Source organism: Bradyrhizobium sp. OK095, from assembly GCF_900109945.1.
Classification (GTDB): Bacteria; Pseudomonadota; Alphaproteobacteria; order Rhizobiales; family Xanthobacteraceae; genus Bradyrhizobium.
Genome location: NZ_FOBX01000011.1, coordinates 68,195 through 86,365 on the forward strand (window position 1 = coordinate 68,195; position 18,171 = coordinate 86,365).

Consider the following 18,171-nt stretch of genomic DNA (forward strand, 5'->3'; position numbering starts at 1 on the left):
GCAGGGGCGGTTCTTCTTTCGAGGCGAGCCGCTTTACTCGGCCGCCTGCGAGACCTTCATGCGGCCTGCCGCGTCCAGCACGGCTTTGACGATGTTGTGGTAGCCGGTGCAGCGGCAGATATTGCCTTCGAGCTCCTGGCGGACGGTGGGCTCGTCGAGCTGGCCGCCGTGACGATGCACGATGTCGATCGCCGACATGATCATGCCCGGGGTGCAATAGCCGCACTGCAGGCCGTGATTGTCGCGGAAGGCGGCCTGCATCGGGTGCAGCTCGTCACCCTTGGCGATGCCTTCGATGGTGGTGATGTTGGCGCCGTCGGCCTGGCCCGCCAGCATGGTGCAGGATTTTACGGCTTTGCCGTCCACGTGCACGACGCAGGCGCCGCACTGGCTGGTGTCGCAGCCGACATGGGTCCCGGTGAGGTTGAGGTTTTCGCGCAGCAGCTGGACCAGCAGCGTGCGGTCCTCGACGTCGACAGCAACGGCCTTGCCGTTCACTGTCAGTTTGACTGTAGACACGGTGAAGTCCTCCCGGGGATTGATTTTGATTGTTTCTAATTAGAGACCGCCGCCCCCGGACTTTGCAACTAGGATTTTGGTCGCTGCGGTCATGGAAAAGTCATCGATCCCGCCGGGGGTGCAATGACTTGGGAGCGCAATGACTTGGGAGGGCAATGATTTGGGCGGGCAAGGACTTGGGCGGGCAGGCCGGGGATTCGCCGGCCTGGCCGGCGGCCCGCGTGGGATGCCAGCCGTCACCCCCTCCGGTCGGCCTTTGGCCGATGACACCGGAGATTGCGGGGGCGCGCCGAATTTACCGCCCCTTATCCATTGTGCCCTAGTTTTGCGCATCCGGGTCTGGAGGCGGGGCGCCTCCGGAACACGGCCGAATAGAATAAATGGGGGTTGGGAATGTCCGGGCGTATCGCGTCGCCGTCTAAGCGCACAATATTTCCGACCCTCAGGTTCCGCGCCAAGATCATCCTGGGCTTCGCCGCCGTGCTGGTGATCTCCGCGGGCAGCATGGCCTTCTCCTATTTCGGCTTCGAGCGGGTCTCGTCCGGGGTCGGGTCCTACCGCGCCAGCGTGTCGGAGGCCGACCTTGCCCGCAACATCGACCGCGAGCTGCTTGCCTACCGCTCGGCCGTCAAATATTTCGTCGTCACCGGCAAGGAGGACGACGCCAAGGCGGCGCTGGATTCCGAAGCCAGCCTGAAGAGCGCGATCGACCAGGCCATCAAGGGCGCCAAGAAGCCGGCGCGGCAGGAGAGCCTCGACAAGCTCGCCAAGGAGTTCTCCAACTTCTCCGCGACCTTCGCAAAAGTCCTCCAGGCCAAGCGTGACAGCGCGCTGCTGGTGCAGAACCAGCTTACGCGCAACGCCAACCTGCTGAAGTACAAGCTCGACGACATCGGCAACAACGCATCCGATTCCGAGGCGCAGGCGATCGAGTTCGGCACCAAGCAGGTCAATGCCCAGTTCCAGACCGCAAGCTCGGCTGCGACCAATTTCGTGCTGACGTCGGATCAGGCGATTGCCACCAGCGCGCTGGCGCGGCTGAAATTCGTCGAGAACTCGCTCGGCGCCGTCTATTCCATGGACGACAAGATCGTCGCCGGCCTGAAGGACGCCAAGGGGCTGCTCACGGCCTATCGCGAATCGCTGGAGAAGCTGATCGCCAACGCCAAATTGGTCGATGACCTCGTGACCGAGATGAGCGGCTCGGCGAGGGCGATCCTCCAGGGCGCCACCGCCATGAAGGCGGACCTCGTCGCCGAACAGCAGCGGCTCGATTCGGAGTCGGAGGCGACCATCGGGAAGACCGAGCAACTGGTGCTGATGCTGGCCGTCGGCGGCACGCTGCTCGGTGCGATCCTCGCCTTTCTGCTCGGCACCGGCATCTCGCGGCCGATGATCGCGATGTGCAAGGCGATGCGCGAGCTCGCCTCGGGCAATTTCGACGTCGTGCTGCCGGGGCTCGGCCGCAAGGACGAGATCGGCGAGATGGCCGGCGCGGTCGAGGAATTCAAGGTTCAGGCCGTCACCAAGGCCGAGCGCGATGCCGCTGCCAGCGAAGCTCAGAACAAGGAGGCAAGCGCGGCCCGCCGCTCCGAGCTGATTCGTTTCGCCGATGATTTCGAAAGCGCCGTCGGCGCTATCGTGTCGAATGTCTCCGCTTCGGCCGTGCAGCTCGAATCGTCCGCGTCCACACTGACTCGTACCGCCGAGATCACGCAGACGCTGTCGAGCCAGGTCGCGGGCGTGTCCGAGCAGGCCTCCAGCAACATGCAGTCGGTCGCCACCGCAACCGAAGAGCTGTCGGCTTCGGTCGAGGAGATCGGCCGCCAGGTCCGCGATTCCAACCGCATTGCCGAAGCCGCCGTCGTGCAGGCCAAGGAGACCGACGGCCGTATCGGCAAGCTCTCGCACGCGGCCCAGCAGATCGGTGAAGTCGTCAAGCTGATCACGGCGATCGCCGAGCAGACCAATTTGCTGGCGCTGAACGCCACCATCGAGGCGGCGCGCGCCGGCGAGGCCGGCCGCGGCTTTGCGGTCGTGGCCAGTGAAGTGAAGTCGCTAGCGAGCCAGACCGCGAAGGCGACCGACGAGATTTCCTCGCACATTGCGGGCATGCAGGGCGCCACCGCCGAATCGGTCGCCGCGATCAAGGAGATTGGCGCGACCATCGGCCAGATCTCGTCGATCTCGACCTCCATTGCCAGCGCGGTGGAAGAGCAGGGTGCGGCGACGCAGGAAATTGCCCGCAGCGTCCAGACCGTCGCCCAGGGCACCCACACCGCCGCCACCGACATCGGCCAGGTCAACCGCGGCGCAGCCGAGACCGGCTCGGCGTCGGGGGAGGTGCTGAATTCGGCCAAGACACTCTCCAGCGAGAGCACCCGCCTCCGCGCCGAGCTCGACCGCTTCATGGCGAATATCCGGGCGGCCTAAGGCCTGGCTGCCTGAAGCGCTCGCCGTAGCGTCACACCCTCCTTCGTCCCGGATCGGCGTTTCGCTTGTCCGGGCGATGCGTTGAAATGATCTTCCCGCGTCACCTAACCGCAAGTTGCGACGCGATAAATTTACCGTGGCTTATCCTTTGCCCCTTACCGTGCTCTCGAGTCGGGAAGCGGGCTGCTTCCGGGCTGCGCCTGGTTTTCCGCGAATGGAATGGGGTGGGGAATGCCCGTCAAGTCGAAGCCGAACACATCGAAGCTGCTCACCTTGCGTTTTCGTGCAAAAATCATCCTCGGCTTCGTGGCGGTGCTGGCCATCCTCGCCGTCAGCATGGCTTTCGCCTATTTCGGCTTCGAGCGGATCCAGGCCGCCGTGGCCTCCTACCGCACGAGCGTGGCGGAAGCGGATACTGCGCGGACCGTCGATCGCGAGCTGGTCGCCTATCAGGGGCTGGCGCGCGCCTATACGCTGACAGGCGCGACGGATGACGAGACCGCGGCCAAGGCCGCTGAAGAGAAGCTGAGGGTCGCGATCGCCAAATCGATGGCGGCCACGACCGGCGCCGCGCGCCGCGAGCAGGTCGGCAAGCTCGAGGCCGAGTTCCAGCGCTTTACGAAGGTGTTCAGCGAGATCATCACGCTGACGCGCGAGAACAACAAGATCGCCGCCGACGAGCTCAACAGCGTCGGCAACAAGATCCGTTTCAAGTTCGACGATCTCGCCGACACCGCGGCGCTGGCGAGCCTGGACTCGGTCCAGACCACGGCCAAGGACGTCACCTCGCAATATCTCGCGGTCTCTACCTCGGTGAGCGCCTTCATCGCCAAGCCGGAGCCGAAGACCGCCGACGGCGTGATCGCCCGCATCAAATTCCTGGAGACCCTGCTGGTCTCGATCTATGCCAACGACAAGAAGATCACCGACCGCGTCACTGAGATCGGCAATCTGCTGAAGCAGTACCGCACCTCGTTCTCGAAGCTGACCGAGAACGTGAAGATCATCGTCAAGTCGAACGGCGAGATGACGAAGACGGCGGCGGGCATTCTCAAGCTCTCTGGCGAGCTGCGGTCGGATTTGACTGCCGATCAGCAGCGCATCGAGGCGAGCGCGAATTCCACCATCGTTGAGACCGAACGACTGATGCTGATGCTGGCGCTCGGCGGCCTCGCCATCGGCGCCGCCCTGGCCCTGATGCTCGGCAACGGCATCTCGCGTCCGATGATCGCGATGTGCAAGGCGATGCGCGAACTCGCCTCGGGCAATTTCGACGTCGTGCTGCCGGGTCTCGGCCGCAGGGACGAGATCGGCGAGATGGCCGGCGCAGTGGAAGAATTCAAGGTTCAGGCCGTGGCCAAGGCGGAGCGCGATGCCGCCGCCAGCGAAGCCCAGAACCGCGAGCAGGCCGCAAGCCGCCGCTCCGAGCTGATCCGCTTTGCCGACGATTTCGAGAGCGCGGTCGGCGCCATCGTCTCCAACGTCTCATCTTCCGCCGTGCATCTCGAATCGGCGGCGTCCACGCTGACGCGCACCGCCGAGACGACGCAGAGTCTGTCGAGCCAGGTCGCCGATGTCTCCGAGCGGGCTTCCAGCAACATGCAGTCGGTCGCAACCGCAACCGAAGAGCTCTCGGCCTCGGTCGAGGAGATCGGCCGCCAGGTCCGCGACTCCAGCCGCATCGCCGAAGCGGCCGTGGTGCAGGCCAAGGAAACCGATACCCGGATCGGCAAACTGTCGCATGCCGCCCAGCAGATCGGCGAGGTCGTCAAGCTGATCACGGCGATCGCCGAGCAGACCAATCTGCTCGCGCTCAACGCCACCATCGAGGCGGCGCGCGCGGGTGAAGCCGGCCGCGGCTTCGCGGTTGTCGCCAGCGAAGTGAAGTCGCTGGCCAGCCAGACCGCCAAGGCGACGGACGAAATTTCCTCGCACATCACGGGGATGCAGGGCGCCACCGCTGAATCGGTGGCGGCGATCAAGGAGATCGGTGCGACGATCGGCCAGATCTCGTCGATCTCGACGTCGATCGCGAGCGCCGTCGAGCAGCAGGGCGCCGCGACGCAGGAGATCGCGCGCAGTGTCCAGACGGTTGCACAGGGCACGCAGACCGCAGCCACCGACATCGGCCAGGTCAACCGCGGCGCCGCCGAAACCGGCTCAGCCTCGGAAGAGGTGCTGAACTCGGCCAAGACGCTGTCCAGCGAGAGCACGCGCCTGCGTGCCGAGCTCGATCGCTTCATGGGGAATATCAGGGCGGCGTAGGGCTCGGTTGCGCCTGAAGACCTCTCTCTCAGCTCTTACTCCGCTGTCGTCCCGGACAAGCGCGCCCTTAGACGTGCGCCGATCCGGGACCCATAGCCGCGGGGAGTAGTTGGGACGGACGGTGGTAACCCGGAGTCTTCGCCAAACCGCTCCCTGGGAGTTATGGGTCCCGGATCTTCGCTGCGCTCGTCCGGGACGACGGCGGAGTGAGTGGCGCGAATCTCACTCACTCTCAAACGCCCGCTTCCGGTCCACCTTCGCGCGCCGCGGCTTTGTGAGAATGTGTCGTCTTTCTGACGTGAGCCATGCGTCAACTCCTCGCGGCTCCATCGGAAACGGACGGCCTCAAGGCTGTTCCCGCGGGAACCTGCCCTTGCCGCAGACGTTGTCGCAGGTGGCAGGCGTAATGCCGCACCCCATGATCGGATCGACCCCGTCCACATCATGTGAACCGGGCCGCTTTCATTGGCGAGATGCAACAACGCGATGGACTTGCAGCAAAGCACAGCGCTGAATTATGGACCTGCTGTCTCTGCGGCGGTCGCGAGCGAGCGCATCGTCGAGACCAGCATTCCCGCGCGGCTCGATGCGCTGCCGTGGAACGGCTTTCACACCCGCGTCGTGCTGGCGCTCGGCATCACCTGGATCCTCGACGGGCTCGAGGTGACGCTGGCCGGCGCGCTCTCGGGCGCACTGAAGCAGAGTCCGACGCTGCATTTTTCGAATCTCGATCTCGGTATCGCCAACTCGGCCTATCTTGGTGGCGCAGTGCTCGGCGCACTTGGCTTCGGCTGGCTCACCGACCGGATCGGCCGCAAAAAACTGTTCTTCATCACGCTCGCGCTTTATCTCTCGGCGACGGCTGCGACCGCCTTGTCGTGGAATATCGCGAGCTACGCACTGTTTCGCTTCCTCACCGGTGCCGGCATCGGCGGCGAATACACCGCGATCAACTCGACCATCCAGGAATTGGTGCCGGCGCGCTATCGCGGCTGGACCGATCTGGTCATCAACGGCAGCTTCTGGATCGGCGCGGCAATGGGTGCGGTCGCCGCCATCGTGCTGCTCGATCCGGCCGTGATCGATCCGGATCTCGGCTGGCGTCTTGCCTATCTGACCGGCGCGACCATCGGTCTCGTCGTGCTGTTGATGCGGATGTGGATTCCGGAAAGTCCGCGCTGGCTGATGATCCACGGCCATCCTGAAAAGGCTGAAGAGATCGTCAGTGAAATCGAACGTTCGGTGGTCGGGCATAAGCAGGATGGTCGCGGTGCAGGCTTTGCGAAGATCCGCATCAAGATGCGCAGCCACACCCCGATCCGCGAGGTCGTGCACACGCTGTTCTTCACCTATCGCCAGCGCGCGCTGGTCGGTCTTGTGCTGATGGTCGCGCAGGCGTTCTTCTACAACGCGATTTTCTTCACCTTCGCGCTGGTGCTGACCGATTTCTACGGCATCAGTGCCGATCACGTCGGCTGGTATCTCCTGCCTTTCGCCGCCGGCAATTTCTTGGGCCCGCTGCTGCTCGGCCGCCTGTTCGATACGGTCGGCCGCCGCACGATGATCACGCTCACCTATGGCGTCTCGGGCGTGCTGTTGGCGCTCTCGGGCTATCTGTTCTCAATCGGCGCCTTGAGCGCACAGGGGCAGACCATCGCCTGGATGGTCATCTTCTTCTTTGCCTCGCCCGCCGCGAGCGCAGCCTATCTTACCGTCAGCGAGACGTTTCCGCTGGAAGTCCGCGCACTGGCGATTGCAGTGTTCTATGCGATCGGCACCGGCATTGGCGGCGTCGCGGGTCCCGCGCTGTTCGGCGCGCTGATCGATACGGGTTCACGCAGTAGCGTGTTCGCCGGCTATCTGCTGGGAGCCGTGTTGATGATTGCGGCCGCGATCGTGGCGTGGCGCTACGCCGTCGCCGCGGAACGCAAATCGCTCGAACACATCGCGCGGCCGCTAGCTTCTATGGAGTAGACTATGAAATCGGAACTCGCTGAACTGGATCAGAAGCGCACCATGCCAGATGAAGAAGCGCCCGACGCGGTGCCGGTACCGCATGCGCTCGTCCCGCATCTGGGCGAGACTGCGATTCTGCTCGATATCGACGGCACGCTGCTCGACCTGATGCCGACGCCGCGTGAGGTGTGGGTGCCGCCGGGCCTGTCGGAAACGCTGAACCAGCTGACGGAGCTCACCTCGGGTGCGCTGGCGATGGTGAGTGGTCGCTCGCTCAACGACATCGACCTGATTTTCGCGCCCGACGTCTTTCGCGCGGTTGCCGGCCACGGCGCGGAGATGCGGCTGTCGGTGGGCAATGAGGCCGACGACGTGCATGCGCCGCCGATGGACAAGGAGCTGAAGCGGCGGCTTGCCGCAATCGCCAAGCTCAGTCCCGGCATTCTGCTCGAGGACAAAGGCTATTCGCTGGCGCTGCATTATCGTCTCGCGCCGCATGCGGAGAAGGCGATTTACGAAGCCGTCTCCCTGATCCGAGCCGATCTGCCCAATGCTCCGATTGAAATTCTGCCCGGCAAGTTCGTTTGCGAAATCAAGCATTCCGGTTTCACCAAGGCAACCGGCGTGCGCGAACTGATGAAGCATGAGCCGTTTAGAGGACGCCGCCCGATCTTCATCGGCGACGACGTCACCGATGAAACCGTGTTCGCGATCATGCCGGACATGAACGGGCTCTCCTTCTCGGTTGGTCGCCGCGCCATGGGTGTGAATGGCCACTTCGATGCGCCGAGCGACGTGCGCGCGTTCCTCGCGCGCCTGCTCGATCCGAGGTAAAACCAAGGCAGCGCCACGCCGCAGACATAAAGGCCGTCAGTGCAGCGCTATTGCGCGCCGCAATGCATGCTGCGCAACACGACCGCTAAAGCTGTCTTTGCAGGGAAATTTGCGGGTTCCGCAAGCGAAACCAGTTCCAACGCACGCGCCCGATTTTGGTTTCATTTCGTAGAAATGATGACAGGAACCATATTGATGAACAGCAGTTAAACAGGGTGGAATGAACAGGAAGGGACGACCTGTGAACTTAATCGTCGTTTCGAATCGAGTTGCGCGCGGCAAACCCAACGAGCCCATGACGGGCGGCTTGGCCGCGGCATTGCTTCCCGTTGTCGAGCATTCGGGCGCCATCTGGGTCGGTTCCTCCGGCCGCGTGCGTGATGGCCATCAGAAGGAGCCGTTTGCCGAGATCGAATCGCTCGGATCGGGTGCGATTGCGACGCTGGATCTGCCTGCGGCGCATTACGGCGGCTATTACGAAGGTTTTGCCAATTCGGCGCTATGGCCGGCGCTGCATTCGCGCAGCGATTTGATCCGCGTCTCACGCGACGATTATGTCAGCTATCGCGAGGTCAACGCGTTCATGGCGCGCGCCCTGATGCGGTTCCGCAAACCGCAGACCGCGTTCTGGGTGCAGGATTATCATTTCCTCGCGCTCGGTGCGGAGCTGCGTGATCTCGGCGTCGACGATCCCATCGGCTTCTTCCTGCACACGCCGTGGCCGGTGGCCGCGGTGATGCAGGGCGTGCCCAATCATCGCGAGCTGATCAATGCGATGCTGGCTTATGATCTGCTCGGCTTCCAGACCGAGGAAGATTGCCAGAATTTTCTCGCCTATGCCGGTAGCGAACTCGATCTCGCCATTGAGGATGGCGTTGTGATCTCACCGCATGGCCGCACGCGCTGCGAAGTATTTCCAATCGGCATCGATGCGGAGAAATTCGCCGCCTACGCCGCCAAGTCGGCGTCGCATCCAGACGTCTCGCGCCTGCGCCGCAGCCTGAACGGCGAGCGGCTCGCGATTGGTGTCGACCGGCTCGACTATTCCAAGGGCCTCGTCAATCGCATCAGCGCGTTCGACCGGCTCTGGACCGAGCAGCCGCAATTCGCGCGCAGTATCTCGCTGCTCCAGATTGCGAACCCCTCGCGCGGTGCGATCGAGGCCTATGGCAATCTCCAGAACGAGGTCGCGCGTCTCGTTACCGACGTCAACGGCCGCCATGGCGAAGTGGACTGGACGCCGATTCGCTATCTCAACAAGGGTTTTAGCCAGGCCGTGCTCGCGGGTCTCTATCGTACCGCGCAGATCGGCGTGGTGACGCCGCTGCATGACGGCATGAACCTGGTCGCCAAGGAATATGTCGCAGCCCAAAATCCGGCTGATCCCGGCGTGCTGGTGCTGTCGAAATTCGCCGGCGCCGCCAACGAGCTCGACGCCGCGCTGCTGGTCAATCCGCACGACATCGACGGCATGACCAGCGCGATCGCGACCGCGGCTGCGATGCCGCTGATCGAGCGCAAGATGCGCTGGGAAGCGATGATGAAGAAGCTGCGCGGCCACACCATCCAGCAATGGTCTGCGGATTTCGTCGCGGAGCTGGAGAAGTGCCGGACCGAAAAAGCCGCGGCCGCCCCGCTCGCAGCCCAGCCGCCGCAAGCGCTGCGCTGGTTGAAGTCGGCGATCTCGGGTGTAAGGTTGATCTAACGCGACGGTCTTCCCCTCTCCCCTTGTGGGAGAGGGTGGCTCGCCGCGATAGCGGCGAGACGGGTGAGGGGTTTCTCTCATCGAACAAATCTCTTGCAGTGAATATGAGGGCGCAACCCCTCATCCGGCGCTTCGCGCCACCTTCTTCCACAAGGGGAGAAGGAAGAGCATTCAATAACAATACGATACGCCATCCAGAATCGCGCACTGGCGCTTGTTCGGCGCGTTGGGATCATCCATCGGCACCATGCCCTTGCCCTGGCCGACGAACACGCCGGGGCCGACATGCACCGAGCTCTTGTTGCCGATGATCACGCTTTGATGCGGCGTCGAGCTCGAGCGCGTTCCGTCCGGCCAGAGGATGGCATCGCCCGACAGCAACCCGCGTCGCCCGTCGTCGCAGCTGACGTCGAGCCCTTGCCGGGTGCAGACCTGTGCCAGGGCCGGCACGGCAAAGGCGACGCCAAGGGCGGAAATCAGGCCGAGCGTAGCGATAGTCTTGCGGATCATCATGGCGTCCCCGGTCGTGTTTGGTGGTCTCGCGTGAATCGTCGCGCCAAACCCGCCTCCGGTTCAGCTTGTGAGCGGTTCCAAAGGGGCCACGGGGCGCCAGATATTCTCATTGAAATACAATATCTTACGGAAAATTCACCCGATTTCCTCGCGATCCCTTGCAAAATCACCGGCGCCCCTTCAAGAGAAGGCGCTCCGGAGAGATGGCCGAGTGGCTTAAGGCGCACGCTTGGAAAGCGTGTGTGCGGGAAACCGTACCGTGGGTTCGAATCCCACTCTCTCCGCCATTTGCGCGATTGGATCGTCCGGCCTGATTGAACCGCAAAATCGCATCAATCCCAAATCATCGCGCCGGCTCATTCGCTTGGGGGCCAGCAATCGTCGCCAACCGCCCGAGCAGGGTCGCCTCGGCTTTGGGAGTCAGACGGTAGCCTTCCGCCATCTCGACGATGTCGCCGCCGGCGACGCATGCGTCCCACCAGTCCCTCACAAACCCCTCGGCGTACCCGCCCGTGTTGAAGTCATAGGGGTCGGCGACAAGATCGAAAATGATCATCAGCTCGAAACAAGGCGAGTCGTCGTAGGAGGTGCCCGTCTTGGGACGGATTACGAAAGCTTCGAAGGACCTGGCGGTACGAAGGCTCGAATAGAGCCAGAACATCAGTCCATACATCAACTGCGAGCGCTCGTCGTCGTGCAAGGCGAAGAAGCCCTTCTCGTCCACGATCTGCCGGGCCAAGGCTCGCAATATTCGCTCGCCATTCAGCAGACGATCGCCGGTCGCAACCAAGGCCCGCACCACGATGGGTGATAACGTTCCCCGCTCGATGGTTGCGATCGTAGCGGCCCGACGTTCCTCAGTGGTATCGTACTCGGATTCCTCGACTAAGCCTCGAATGAAGGTCTCGAAGTCCGGCGCAACGACGAAGATGCTGTAGTCATCCTCCTGGTCGACATACACGACCTGCGGCTCGCCCTGCTTTCCGCAACTCCGGTAGTCCAGCATAATCTGTTCGTGGCCCCCGGCCGGCGTGTCGGCGATGCAGACCCCAATCGGTGGGTAGCCCCATTGCTCGATCATGAACTTGGCGCCCAGTTGCCCGGCGAGTGAATAATCGGACGTTCGGCCGATGGCGTAGAGCCCCTCGATTGCCACGTGGTCCTCCGCCCAGCCTGTACGCTCCTTCATTGGGTGGCAGCTGCGTTTGAGCATTCCGCCATTGTGGCGCCGTGCGAGGTCGACATAGGCTGCCGGTAGCCGATAGCCGCCCATTTCCTGCTCAATGGAGGCGATCAGCTTGTCGCTCGGTGGAGGCTCGACATAGTTCTCCAGGGAATGCGGACAGTCGTTCCAGAAGCCTTCGAAATCGAAGCCGTCAAAGGGCCTTTTCGTCGTCATCCCCATCCCCCCATCGTCTTACGAGGCGAGTCTAAGCGCCCATTAGCTAGGACCGTTGGTTGCCACCGTTCGGAATGAAAACTAGCTTATACTTCAATCAGGATTGACTGACACTCTCTCCGCCATATGTTTTTGACTCCAGGTGCCCGTAGGCCGCATGGAGGTCAGAAGCCCTTTGTCGCACTGGTGTGCGCTTTGTTTCTTTATCTTCAAGCCGTGAGATACAGCGCACAGATAAATTGGCAAAGGTCGATCCGATGCGGGTCGTAAGATTGGATATCAGAGCGAGAGCAAAACGGACTCTCTGAGATTCCAGCGCTGTCGCGCGCAATCCATGCCGGGACGGTTTGGGTCAACACATATTGCGCTTCCAGCGCGATGGCGCCCATGCGTAGATCGAGCGGTGCGAAAATCGCCAAAGAGGCGATTGGTCTTGCTAGAGAGTTCTCGGGACCGAGGCGGACGTCTGCAATTCAGTTCACTGGCCCACTGAACGTCTGACTAGAGCCATTTCTGCTCCGATTGAATCGGAGCGCGGCTCTAGATTCATGTTTTGACGCGTTTTCTTCACGCGAACCGGTGTCCCACTTCGCCGAAATGCGCTCCAGTTTGGCATGCGTACCGCGTGGCACGGGCTGCAAGCAGTGGCACCTGCGATTCCTTTTCTCCGAAAAATCTTCGCAAGGTCTCGCGCGCAGACCGACATATTTTGTTGGAGACACACAATGCATGAACGTGCAAGACGATAGGTGACAGGGAGCAAAAGGTGAGCGCAAATGCGATGACATGGATAGCAAGGGCCGAAAGCAACGGCACCGCATCATGACCATCGCTGGAGCGATTAACTTCGTCGGCAATATGCCCGACATCGACCGGTCCTTGCACGCGATGGCATTGGGCAAGGGCAAATCCCGCCTTCATCGTGACGCTGGCCAGGTGCTAGGGATCTGCGACGATGCCGAAATGGCCGTGGACGGGCCGGTCGTTGCGCTGTTTCACGGGCGTCTCGATCACGCTGCGGAGCTGGATCTGCCTCGTGTCGGCCGCTCTGCCGCGCAAGTTCTGCTCGATGCGTACCGACGCTGGGATCTGGATTTTCCGCTGCGACTGGTCGGGGATTTTGCCGGAGCGATCTGGGATGGGCGGGCGCGGCGACTTCTGCTGATCCGTGACGCGCTCGGCATGATTCCCTTGTACTTCTGGCGGAACGGAGCGGAGGTCCTGTTCGCCACCGAGCCGCAGGGACTGCTGGCGCAGCCGCGAGTCGAGCGGACCATCGACGAACGCTGGATCGCGCGCTGGCTGGCGCTGTTGCCCCACAGCGATGCCGGGACACTCCATCGCGGGATGGAGCGCGTGTTGCCGGGTCATCTGGCTTTGTTCGACGATGAAGGCCCGCGACAATTGCGCTATTGGCGGCCGGAGGAACTGTCCCCCATCCGTCTGGCACGCGACGAGGATTATGCCGAGGCCATCCGCATGCGGCTGGACGAGGCGATCCGTTGCCGCATCGCCGGCGCTGAGGTGGTCGGGAGCCATTTGAGCGCGGGACTCGACAGTTCCAGCGTCACGGCATGCACTGCACGGCAACTCAATGAGAGGGGCCTCAGGCTGACGGCCTACACCGCTGTCCCGGTCGCGGGCTTCGACGGCAGTGCCTATCGCGATCGCATCTGGGACGAAGGACCGCTGGCGGCGCGGGTGGCGGAAGCTTACCCGAATATCGATCACGTCCTGGTTCCGAACGACGGGTCGGCGTTGTTCGATGTTCTCGACCGGGTCGGCGAAACCTCCAGCATGCCTGTCGTGAATACGACGAACCAGGTCTGGAGCGATGCCATTGGCCAGGCGGCCAAACGCCGAGGCGTTACCGTGATGTTGAGCGGGGGCAAAGGCAACATGACGATAAGCTATGACGGCTTCGGTTTCCTGACGCGATTGGCCCACGACGGCCGTTGGGTCACCCTGGCGAGGCACCTGCTTGCCCATCATCGCACCGGGACATCATGGGCTTCGCTCGGCAATCGGGTGATCGCCCCTTTGCTTCCGGCCCCGCTGCGGCGCTTTCTTCGCCGTCTGTTCGGCCGGCCTGAACTTGAACTGCACGCTTACTCGGCTCTGCGTGCCGATTTCGCCGAGCGGGCGGGCATTCTGGACGAAGCGAAGTCCATGGCCGGCAATGTCGGCAACACGGCACTCGGTCGGCGGGACGTCCGGCTCGCGGTCCTGGGGCGAGCGGACTCCGCGATGGTGTGGCGATCGCAGAAGCGCAGATTCGGTTTCACCCTTTGTGATCCGACGTTCGACCGGCGCCTGGTCGAGTTGTGCCTTGCCATTCCAGCCGAGCAATTTCTGCTGCATGGCGAGAGCCGCTCGCTGGTGCGTCGTGCGATGCATGGAATTCTACCCGACGCAGTCAGGCTGGAACGCCGCAAGGGGCTGCAGGCCGCCGATTGGTCCCGCCAGATGACGGCTGCGCGATCAGAGATCATTGCGGAAGTCGAGCGGCTGGAACGCAGCCCGCTGGCGAGCGCCTGCCTCGATCTGCCGCGCCTCCGCCACCTTGTCGAAAACTGGCCGGATGGCGGATGGCACTCCGCCAAGACGATGCAAAGCTATCAGCTTGCTCTCGCGCGAGGACTGGCGACCGGTCGATTCCTTCGCCGCTTCGAGGGCGGCAACGAGTGAACCGCCCGAATCAGGAAAAATCAAATCCGCCGCTATCCGGAATGAAACCAGGCCCATTTTCGGCGCTGTTGGCCGGAATGATCGTCAGCACCGGCTTGCGCCATTCCCTGGCCGGCGCTTCGGCGGCGGGGAAACGTTCGGCTTCGGTGTTGTTCGGCTCCTGCACGGTAAGACCCTCTATTCCAATCAATCAGCCACGTCTGACTATCATACGTGAATCCATGTGGATAGCAGGAGCTTCATGTCATGGATGACAGCGAAACGTCCTCCCGCCCGGGGCGGAACAGCGCAATCGGATGGAAAAGCGGGGCCTGCTCGCCGCCCACGACGATCCAGCCGTCTGCGAGCCGGAGCCAGACATGGGCATCCAGCCCGGCCTCGGATTGACGGACCCCGTAGACGAGATCCGCGACAATGCCACGACGCCCCAACATCTGCTGGGCTGCGATGGCCTGGTCAAAGCATACTGAGCGCCACGGCACGCGCCGAGCTGCCGCCAGGACGGCCCAGCGCACGCGGCGCGGAAAAAATGCAGAAGCCGATGCCTTCTGCGCCTCGACTGGACCGATCAGGCGCTGCGCTATCTGTTGGAAAGGCTGCCGTTTCAGGCGCAGGCGCGCCGTCGTCAGCCTGCACACCGCTTCGGCGACCAGCGGCAGATCGACGCGACGTCGCCAGAGGCGACGAAGCAGGGAGCCGCGCTCAATCGCCATAGCCCAATTCCCGCATGATGGAGCCGTGCTCTCGCACGATGCGATCGGCTTGCGCCGCCGTCAGCTTCTGGCGCCATCCTCCGGCCGTTCCGGAACCGAAGAAGCGGTTGGGTGCGTGTCGAGAGGATTCGCGGAAGCCCTTGCGTGCCTCTTCGGCCTTGAGCCGGTCGAATTGTGTGGCATCGAGCAGCCTAGCCAGCGAATCGCGGGGAAGGTCGTATTTCAGGGCTTCCGCGATACGAGGAAAAGCGTCCAGCGGCTTGGCGATCATGTCCTCGTAGCGGACCAAGAGAACTGGAAGACCCGAGGCGAGCCAGCTGGCCGTGTGCCGGCTCCAGCTGGAGACAAGCTGAGGCAACAGGTGCATCAGGCCTCGCGAACCGCCCCCAAGCGACCATTCGGGGTTCGCCATCAATTCTATCGCGCTGTCCGTTGTGACCCCAAAATAAGTTGCCAGTGACGGAGCAACGTCGCGCGGATCGCGAACGATCAGGACGACGGCCTCGATGTGCTCGCGCGGGAATGGAGGCTCCGCCGCTCCTGGCGCCGTCAGCCAGGCGTCATGCGTCTTGAGGGGGCCCCCCTCCGCAGCGACTTGCCAGGCCGACCGGAACGCGCCTGGTCGCAATCGGCGCTGTTCATCGTGCAACAGATCCGATGTCTCGATTTCGAGGGTATCGTCGAAGAATTGGCGTTCCGCGCCAACGCGGACATCCAGCGCATTGATGTCCGGCGGGCCGCCCCGAACGAGAGCCGTCAGAAACGCTCTCACCCAGGTATTCCCCGACCGGGGATAGGAGGCGATCAGGCGAAGGCCGCTCATGACGCCGCATGCGCCTCGAAACGTTGCACCATCATGGCGAGGTCTGCGAGATCGGGACTTCGTGTGAGATGATAGATCTCTGCTGCGCCGACGATCGTTCCAAGAGATTTGAACAGACCCGGCTCCAATCCCCATTCAGCCGCCGTTCGTTTGCGATAGATCTGCTGGTGTAAGCCGGAAATCGCGGACGTCGGCGCCAGTTTCTCGATCTCGTTACGGCCGGCAAGCGGCGCGTTGGACGGGCTGAGCAGATAGATCTTCTTCAATGGCAGCGCAGAAGGCTCGAAATTGGCCGCCTCTGCCAAGTAGAAATGGTACTTGTGCTGACCAGGACGATTTGCGGCCAGGCCATGCGATCCGATGCCCATGGCCTCGAGAGAATCCTGCCACAGCTTGACCCGCGGAAAGGCCGGGAGAACGGCCGGCCCATCGGCCGCGGCAGGATCGATCACGCAGACATCGTCGGACAACAGCGCGTGGCCGCGGCGCGTCAAGGCCGTGGCCAGCGTGGATTTTCCAGCGCCCGATATGCCCGCTATTGCAACAGCGTTGCCACCGATCCGCACGCAGGACGCGTGAAGGGGGAACAGTCCGCGCCGATGCGAGAGCAGGCCCAGGATCGTTCCGAACAGGAAGATGCGCACATCCGGACGATCCGCCGCGATCTGCGGATCGATGATGATCTCTTCCGAACTCCGTAACCAATAGGTCGCGACGCCATCGATCGACAGCCGGGCCTGCATCTGCGGCGTGATCTGCAAAAGCGGCGACATATCATGCGCGCCATCGAGACGGGCGGGGATGGCTCCCGTTCGGATCACTAGATCCGGCTCGCGGTCATCCCCGGTCCACGGCGCGAGTTCCGGCAGCGGCAGCGTCGAACGTACGCGCAACCCGCACAGGAAGAGATCGCTGTTTGCGATGGCCGCAGCCCGATGCGGTTCAGCCGACATCGACCAGGCCGAGCTTGCGCAACGATGTCAGCAATTCCAGAATATCGGCGGTGATCTGTTCGTGGTCGCCGCGATATTCGGCAACCACGGCGTCGCGGAGGGTCGCGACGGGCGTCGGACGGGCAAGACGGCGCCAGACGTCGCTGCCAATCGTATCCAGGCCGCAATAGACGCCGTGCTCGATGCTCATCAGGATGAAGTTGTCGTCGACCTCGGTCGCGAGATGCTTCCGGGCCCGGGATACGGTATCGGTCAGCTTCAGAACGTCAGACATGTCTTATCGCTAAATTCCCTGGCAATTGTCGCGGGTCGGCGGATGCCGCAATTTGCTGAAGACCCCGCATAAACCGGCGGCTGCACAAGTTGCTTTCGGAAATCCGCGCCCCACCGACTAGCTTACCCATCGATGACGGTACCAGCAATTGATGGCGAAGCGGCTATCCAGAAATGCGCCGGACGGGCAGGAAATCCGCTGCACCTCATGGGGGGCCCATGACGGAAACAACAGCAGGGTGTCAGATCGAGGCAGAATATCGACGTTACGCCGTTCGCCGTCCATTGCCGGTGCCATCGCGTAGAGCCGCAGGTTTCCGCCATCGAATCCCTTCGGGCGACGATGAAAATAGTAGACGCCGGTCAAGGCCCGTGCCGAATGCGCCGCCGCATGATCCGTGGCGGTGTCGATATGCTGATTGAAGAAGGCGCCTTCACCATGTGCAACCAGTTCGAGCTCGAGCGGGGCGAGATCGATCGGCGACAGATTGAGCTCGCGGATCGCCCAATCCAGAACATCGATGAAGCGCGCTTCCAGTTCCTGCCGCAGATCGCCGAAATCCCGCAGCATGTGCGAGACCCTGACGTCCCGATTGACTTCGCCGTTGCTGAGACGGGTCGGTACGAAATCGTTCTGCCGTCGGTCGGCATAAATGAGCAGCCGCTCGACCAGTGCCTCACCCAGGAATGGCTCGATCGTCCTGTATGGCGGCGGTTGCTGCAGGGCTTCAAGGCCTGTTGTCACGTCAGACGATCCTGCTCGGTCGGGAAGAGCGACGGGTTCTATCGCAAAGCCGCGGAGGCGACAATCTGGAAAACCTTGCAATAACCGGCATGGCAGGTTTGCCAGGCCGACTGTAAACTGGGAGCCAAGGGCGCTCCCCGAGCGGCTCTTGCGGCGTCTCGCGCCCGTGCCCCGTTCGGGTCCGCCTGTGCGCGGCTTGGATGTGAGATTGCTTTTGATGTTCACGAAATTACTGATCGCGGGCCACCGAATGCCCGTGTCCTCGCCAGCAATAGCCGAGGCAGCCAAGCGCGCGGTGGCTCCGGAGTAGGCAATGCTCGCTATATTGCGCCTTTTGGCCACCGTCCCCCGC

Annotated in this window: 15 protein-coding genes and 1 tRNA gene; 7 read left to right on the plus strand and 9 right to left on the minus strand. The window is 62.8% G+C overall.

Annotation, left to right across the window (positions count from 1 at the left end; translation table 11 throughout):
- Positions 1 to 33 precede the first annotated feature (33 nt).
- Positions 34 to 519: a (2Fe-2S)-binding protein gene (locus tag BMW89_RS26960; RefSeq protein WP_092030657.1), complete on the minus strand. Its 486-nt coding sequence runs from the start codon at positions 517 to 519 to the stop codon at positions 34 to 36.
- A 393-nt stretch (positions 520 to 912) separates the two neighbouring features.
- On the opposite strand from BMW89_RS26960, the gene BMW89_RS26965 reads away from it, so the two are divergent.
- The 5 genes from BMW89_RS26965 to BMW89_RS26985 all read left to right on the plus strand — a co-directional run bounded on the left by BMW89_RS26965 (position 913) and on the right by BMW89_RS26985 (position 9,712).
- Positions 913 to 2,952 (plus strand): methyl-accepting chemotaxis protein, encoded by a 2,040-nt coding sequence (locus BMW89_RS26965; protein WP_092030660.1) that lies wholly within the window; start codon positions 913 to 915, stop codon positions 2,950 to 2,952.
- A gap of 231 nt (positions 2,953 to 3,183) precedes the next feature.
- Positions 3,184 to 5,217: a methyl-accepting chemotaxis protein gene (locus BMW89_RS26970; protein ID WP_092030663.1), complete on the plus strand. Its 2,034-nt coding sequence runs from the start codon at positions 3,184 to 3,186 to the stop codon at positions 5,215 to 5,217.
- A 486-nt stretch (positions 5,218 to 5,703) separates the two neighbouring features.
- Positions 5,704 to 7,191, plus strand: a complete 1,488-nt coding sequence (locus BMW89_RS26975) for an MFS transporter (RefSeq protein WP_092030665.1) — start codon at positions 5,704 to 5,706, stop codon at positions 7,189 to 7,191.
- Positions 7,192 to 7,194: 3 nt separating this feature from the next.
- Positions 7,195 to 8,007, plus strand: coding sequence for a trehalose-phosphatase (gene otsB / locus BMW89_RS26980; protein WP_092030667.1), 813 nt, complete (start codon positions 7,195 to 7,197; stop codon positions 8,005 to 8,007).
- A gap of 241 nt (positions 8,008 to 8,248) precedes the next feature.
- The gene (locus tag BMW89_RS26985; RefSeq protein WP_177196338.1) at positions 8,249 to 9,712 is read left to right on the plus strand and encodes a trehalose-6-phosphate synthase; all 1,464 of its coding nucleotides are present in this window, start codon (positions 8,249 to 8,251) and stop codon (positions 9,710 to 9,712) included.
- 171 nt (positions 9,713 to 9,883) lie between these two features.
- Here the strand turns inward: BMW89_RS26985 and BMW89_RS26990 are convergent, their stop codons facing one another.
- A complete protein-coding gene (locus tag BMW89_RS26990; protein ID WP_092030672.1) occupies positions 9,884 to 10,225 on the minus strand; it encodes a hypothetical protein in 342 nt (113 codons plus the stop codon).
- Positions 10,226 to 10,422: 197 nt separating this feature from the next.
- On the opposite strand from BMW89_RS26990, the gene BMW89_RS26995 reads away from it, so the two are divergent.
- A tRNA-Ser gene (locus BMW89_RS26995) sits at positions 10,423 to 10,512 on the plus strand.
- 56 nt (positions 10,513 to 10,568) lie between these two features.
- On the opposite strand, the gene BMW89_RS27000 is transcribed toward BMW89_RS26995, so the two are convergent.
- Positions 10,569 to 11,624, minus strand: a complete 1,056-nt coding sequence (locus BMW89_RS27000) for an SMI1/KNR4 family protein (protein ID WP_177196339.1) — start codon at positions 11,622 to 11,624, stop codon at positions 10,569 to 10,571.
- A gap of 822 nt (positions 11,625 to 12,446) precedes the next feature.
- On the opposite strand from BMW89_RS27000, the gene BMW89_RS27005 reads away from it, so the two are divergent.
- Positions 12,447 to 14,312 carry an asparagine synthetase B family protein gene (locus BMW89_RS27005; protein WP_177196340.1) on the plus strand — a complete coding sequence of 622 codons (1,866 nt, stop codon included), beginning with the start codon at positions 12,447 to 12,449 and terminating at the stop codon, positions 14,310 to 14,312.
- A 10-nt stretch (positions 14,313 to 14,322) separates the two neighbouring features.
- Here the strand turns inward: BMW89_RS27005 and BMW89_RS38080 are convergent, their stop codons facing one another.
- The 6 genes from BMW89_RS38080 to BMW89_RS38085 all read right to left on the minus strand — a co-directional run bounded on the left by BMW89_RS38080 (position 14,323) and on the right by BMW89_RS38085 (position 17,819).
- On the minus strand, positions 14,323 to 14,478 hold the full coding sequence (locus tag BMW89_RS38080) for a hypothetical protein (protein ID WP_177196341.1): 156 nt from the start codon (positions 14,476 to 14,478) through the stop codon (positions 14,323 to 14,325).
- Between the two features lie 73 nt (positions 14,479 to 14,551).
- Positions 14,552 to 15,025 (minus strand): lasso peptide biosynthesis B2 protein, encoded by a 474-nt coding sequence (locus tag BMW89_RS27010; protein WP_092030679.1) that lies wholly within the window; start codon positions 15,023 to 15,025, stop codon positions 14,552 to 14,554.
- A complete protein-coding gene (locus BMW89_RS27015) occupies positions 15,015 to 15,848 on the minus strand; it encodes a sulfotransferase domain-containing protein (protein ID WP_349516535.1) in 834 nt (277 codons plus the stop codon). Before BMW89_RS27015 ends, BMW89_RS27010 begins: the two co-directional genes overlap by 11 nt.
- Entirely contained in the window at positions 15,845 to 16,801 is a 957-nt protein-coding gene (locus tag BMW89_RS37495) for a hypothetical protein (RefSeq protein ID WP_143062833.1), read from the minus strand. Before BMW89_RS37495 ends, BMW89_RS27015 begins: the two co-directional genes overlap by 4 nt.
- The gene (locus BMW89_RS27020) at positions 16,791 to 17,075 is read right to left on the minus strand and encodes a PqqD family protein (RefSeq protein WP_092030684.1); all 285 of its coding nucleotides are present in this window, start codon (positions 17,073 to 17,075) and stop codon (positions 16,791 to 16,793) included. The genes BMW89_RS37495 and BMW89_RS27020 overlap by 11 nt, the downstream gene beginning before the upstream one ends.
- A gap of 117 nt (positions 17,076 to 17,192) precedes the next feature.
- Positions 17,193 to 17,819 carry a 2OG-Fe(II) oxygenase gene (locus tag BMW89_RS38085; protein WP_177196343.1) on the minus strand — a complete coding sequence of 209 codons (627 nt, stop codon included), beginning with the start codon at positions 17,817 to 17,819 and terminating at the stop codon, positions 17,193 to 17,195.
- Positions 17,820 to 18,171: the final 352 nt, after the last annotated feature.

Coding starts and splice junctions, on each gene's coding strand:
- BMW89_RS27000 (WP_177196339.1), bottom strand. CDS start 11,624: ATGACGACGAAAAGGCCCTTTGACGGCTTCGATTTCGAAGGCTTCTGG.
- BMW89_RS27015 (WP_349516535.1), bottom strand. CDS start 15,848: ATGAGCGGCCTTCGCCTGATCGCCTCCTATCCCCGGTCGGGGAATACC.
- BMW89_RS27010 (WP_092030679.1), bottom strand. CDS start 15,025: ATGGCGATTGAGCGCGGCTCCCTGCTTCGTCGCCTCTGGCGACGTCGC.
- otsB (WP_092030667.1), top strand. CDS start 7,195: ATGAAATCGGAACTCGCTGAACTGGATCAGAAGCGCACCATGCCAGAT.
- BMW89_RS26965 (WP_092030660.1), top strand. CDS start 913: ATGTCCGGGCGTATCGCGTCGCCGTCTAAGCGCACAATATTTCCGACC.
- BMW89_RS26990 (WP_092030672.1), bottom strand. CDS start 10,225: ATGATGATCCGCAAGACTATCGCTACGCTCGGCCTGATTTCCGCCCTT.
- BMW89_RS26970 (WP_092030663.1), top strand. CDS start 3,184: ATGCCCGTCAAGTCGAAGCCGAACACATCGAAGCTGCTCACCTTGCGT.
- BMW89_RS27005 (WP_177196340.1), top strand. CDS start 12,447: ATGACCATCGCTGGAGCGATTAACTTCGTCGGCAATATGCCCGACATC.
- BMW89_RS27020 (WP_092030684.1), bottom strand. CDS start 17,075: ATGTCTGACGTTCTGAAGCTGACCGATACCGTATCCCGGGCCCGGAAG.
- BMW89_RS37495 (WP_143062833.1), bottom strand. CDS start 16,801: ATGTCGGCTGAACCGCATCGGGCTGCGGCCATCGCAAACAGCGATCTC.
- BMW89_RS26975 (WP_092030665.1), top strand. CDS start 5,704: ATGGACTTGCAGCAAAGCACAGCGCTGAATTATGGACCTGCTGTCTCT.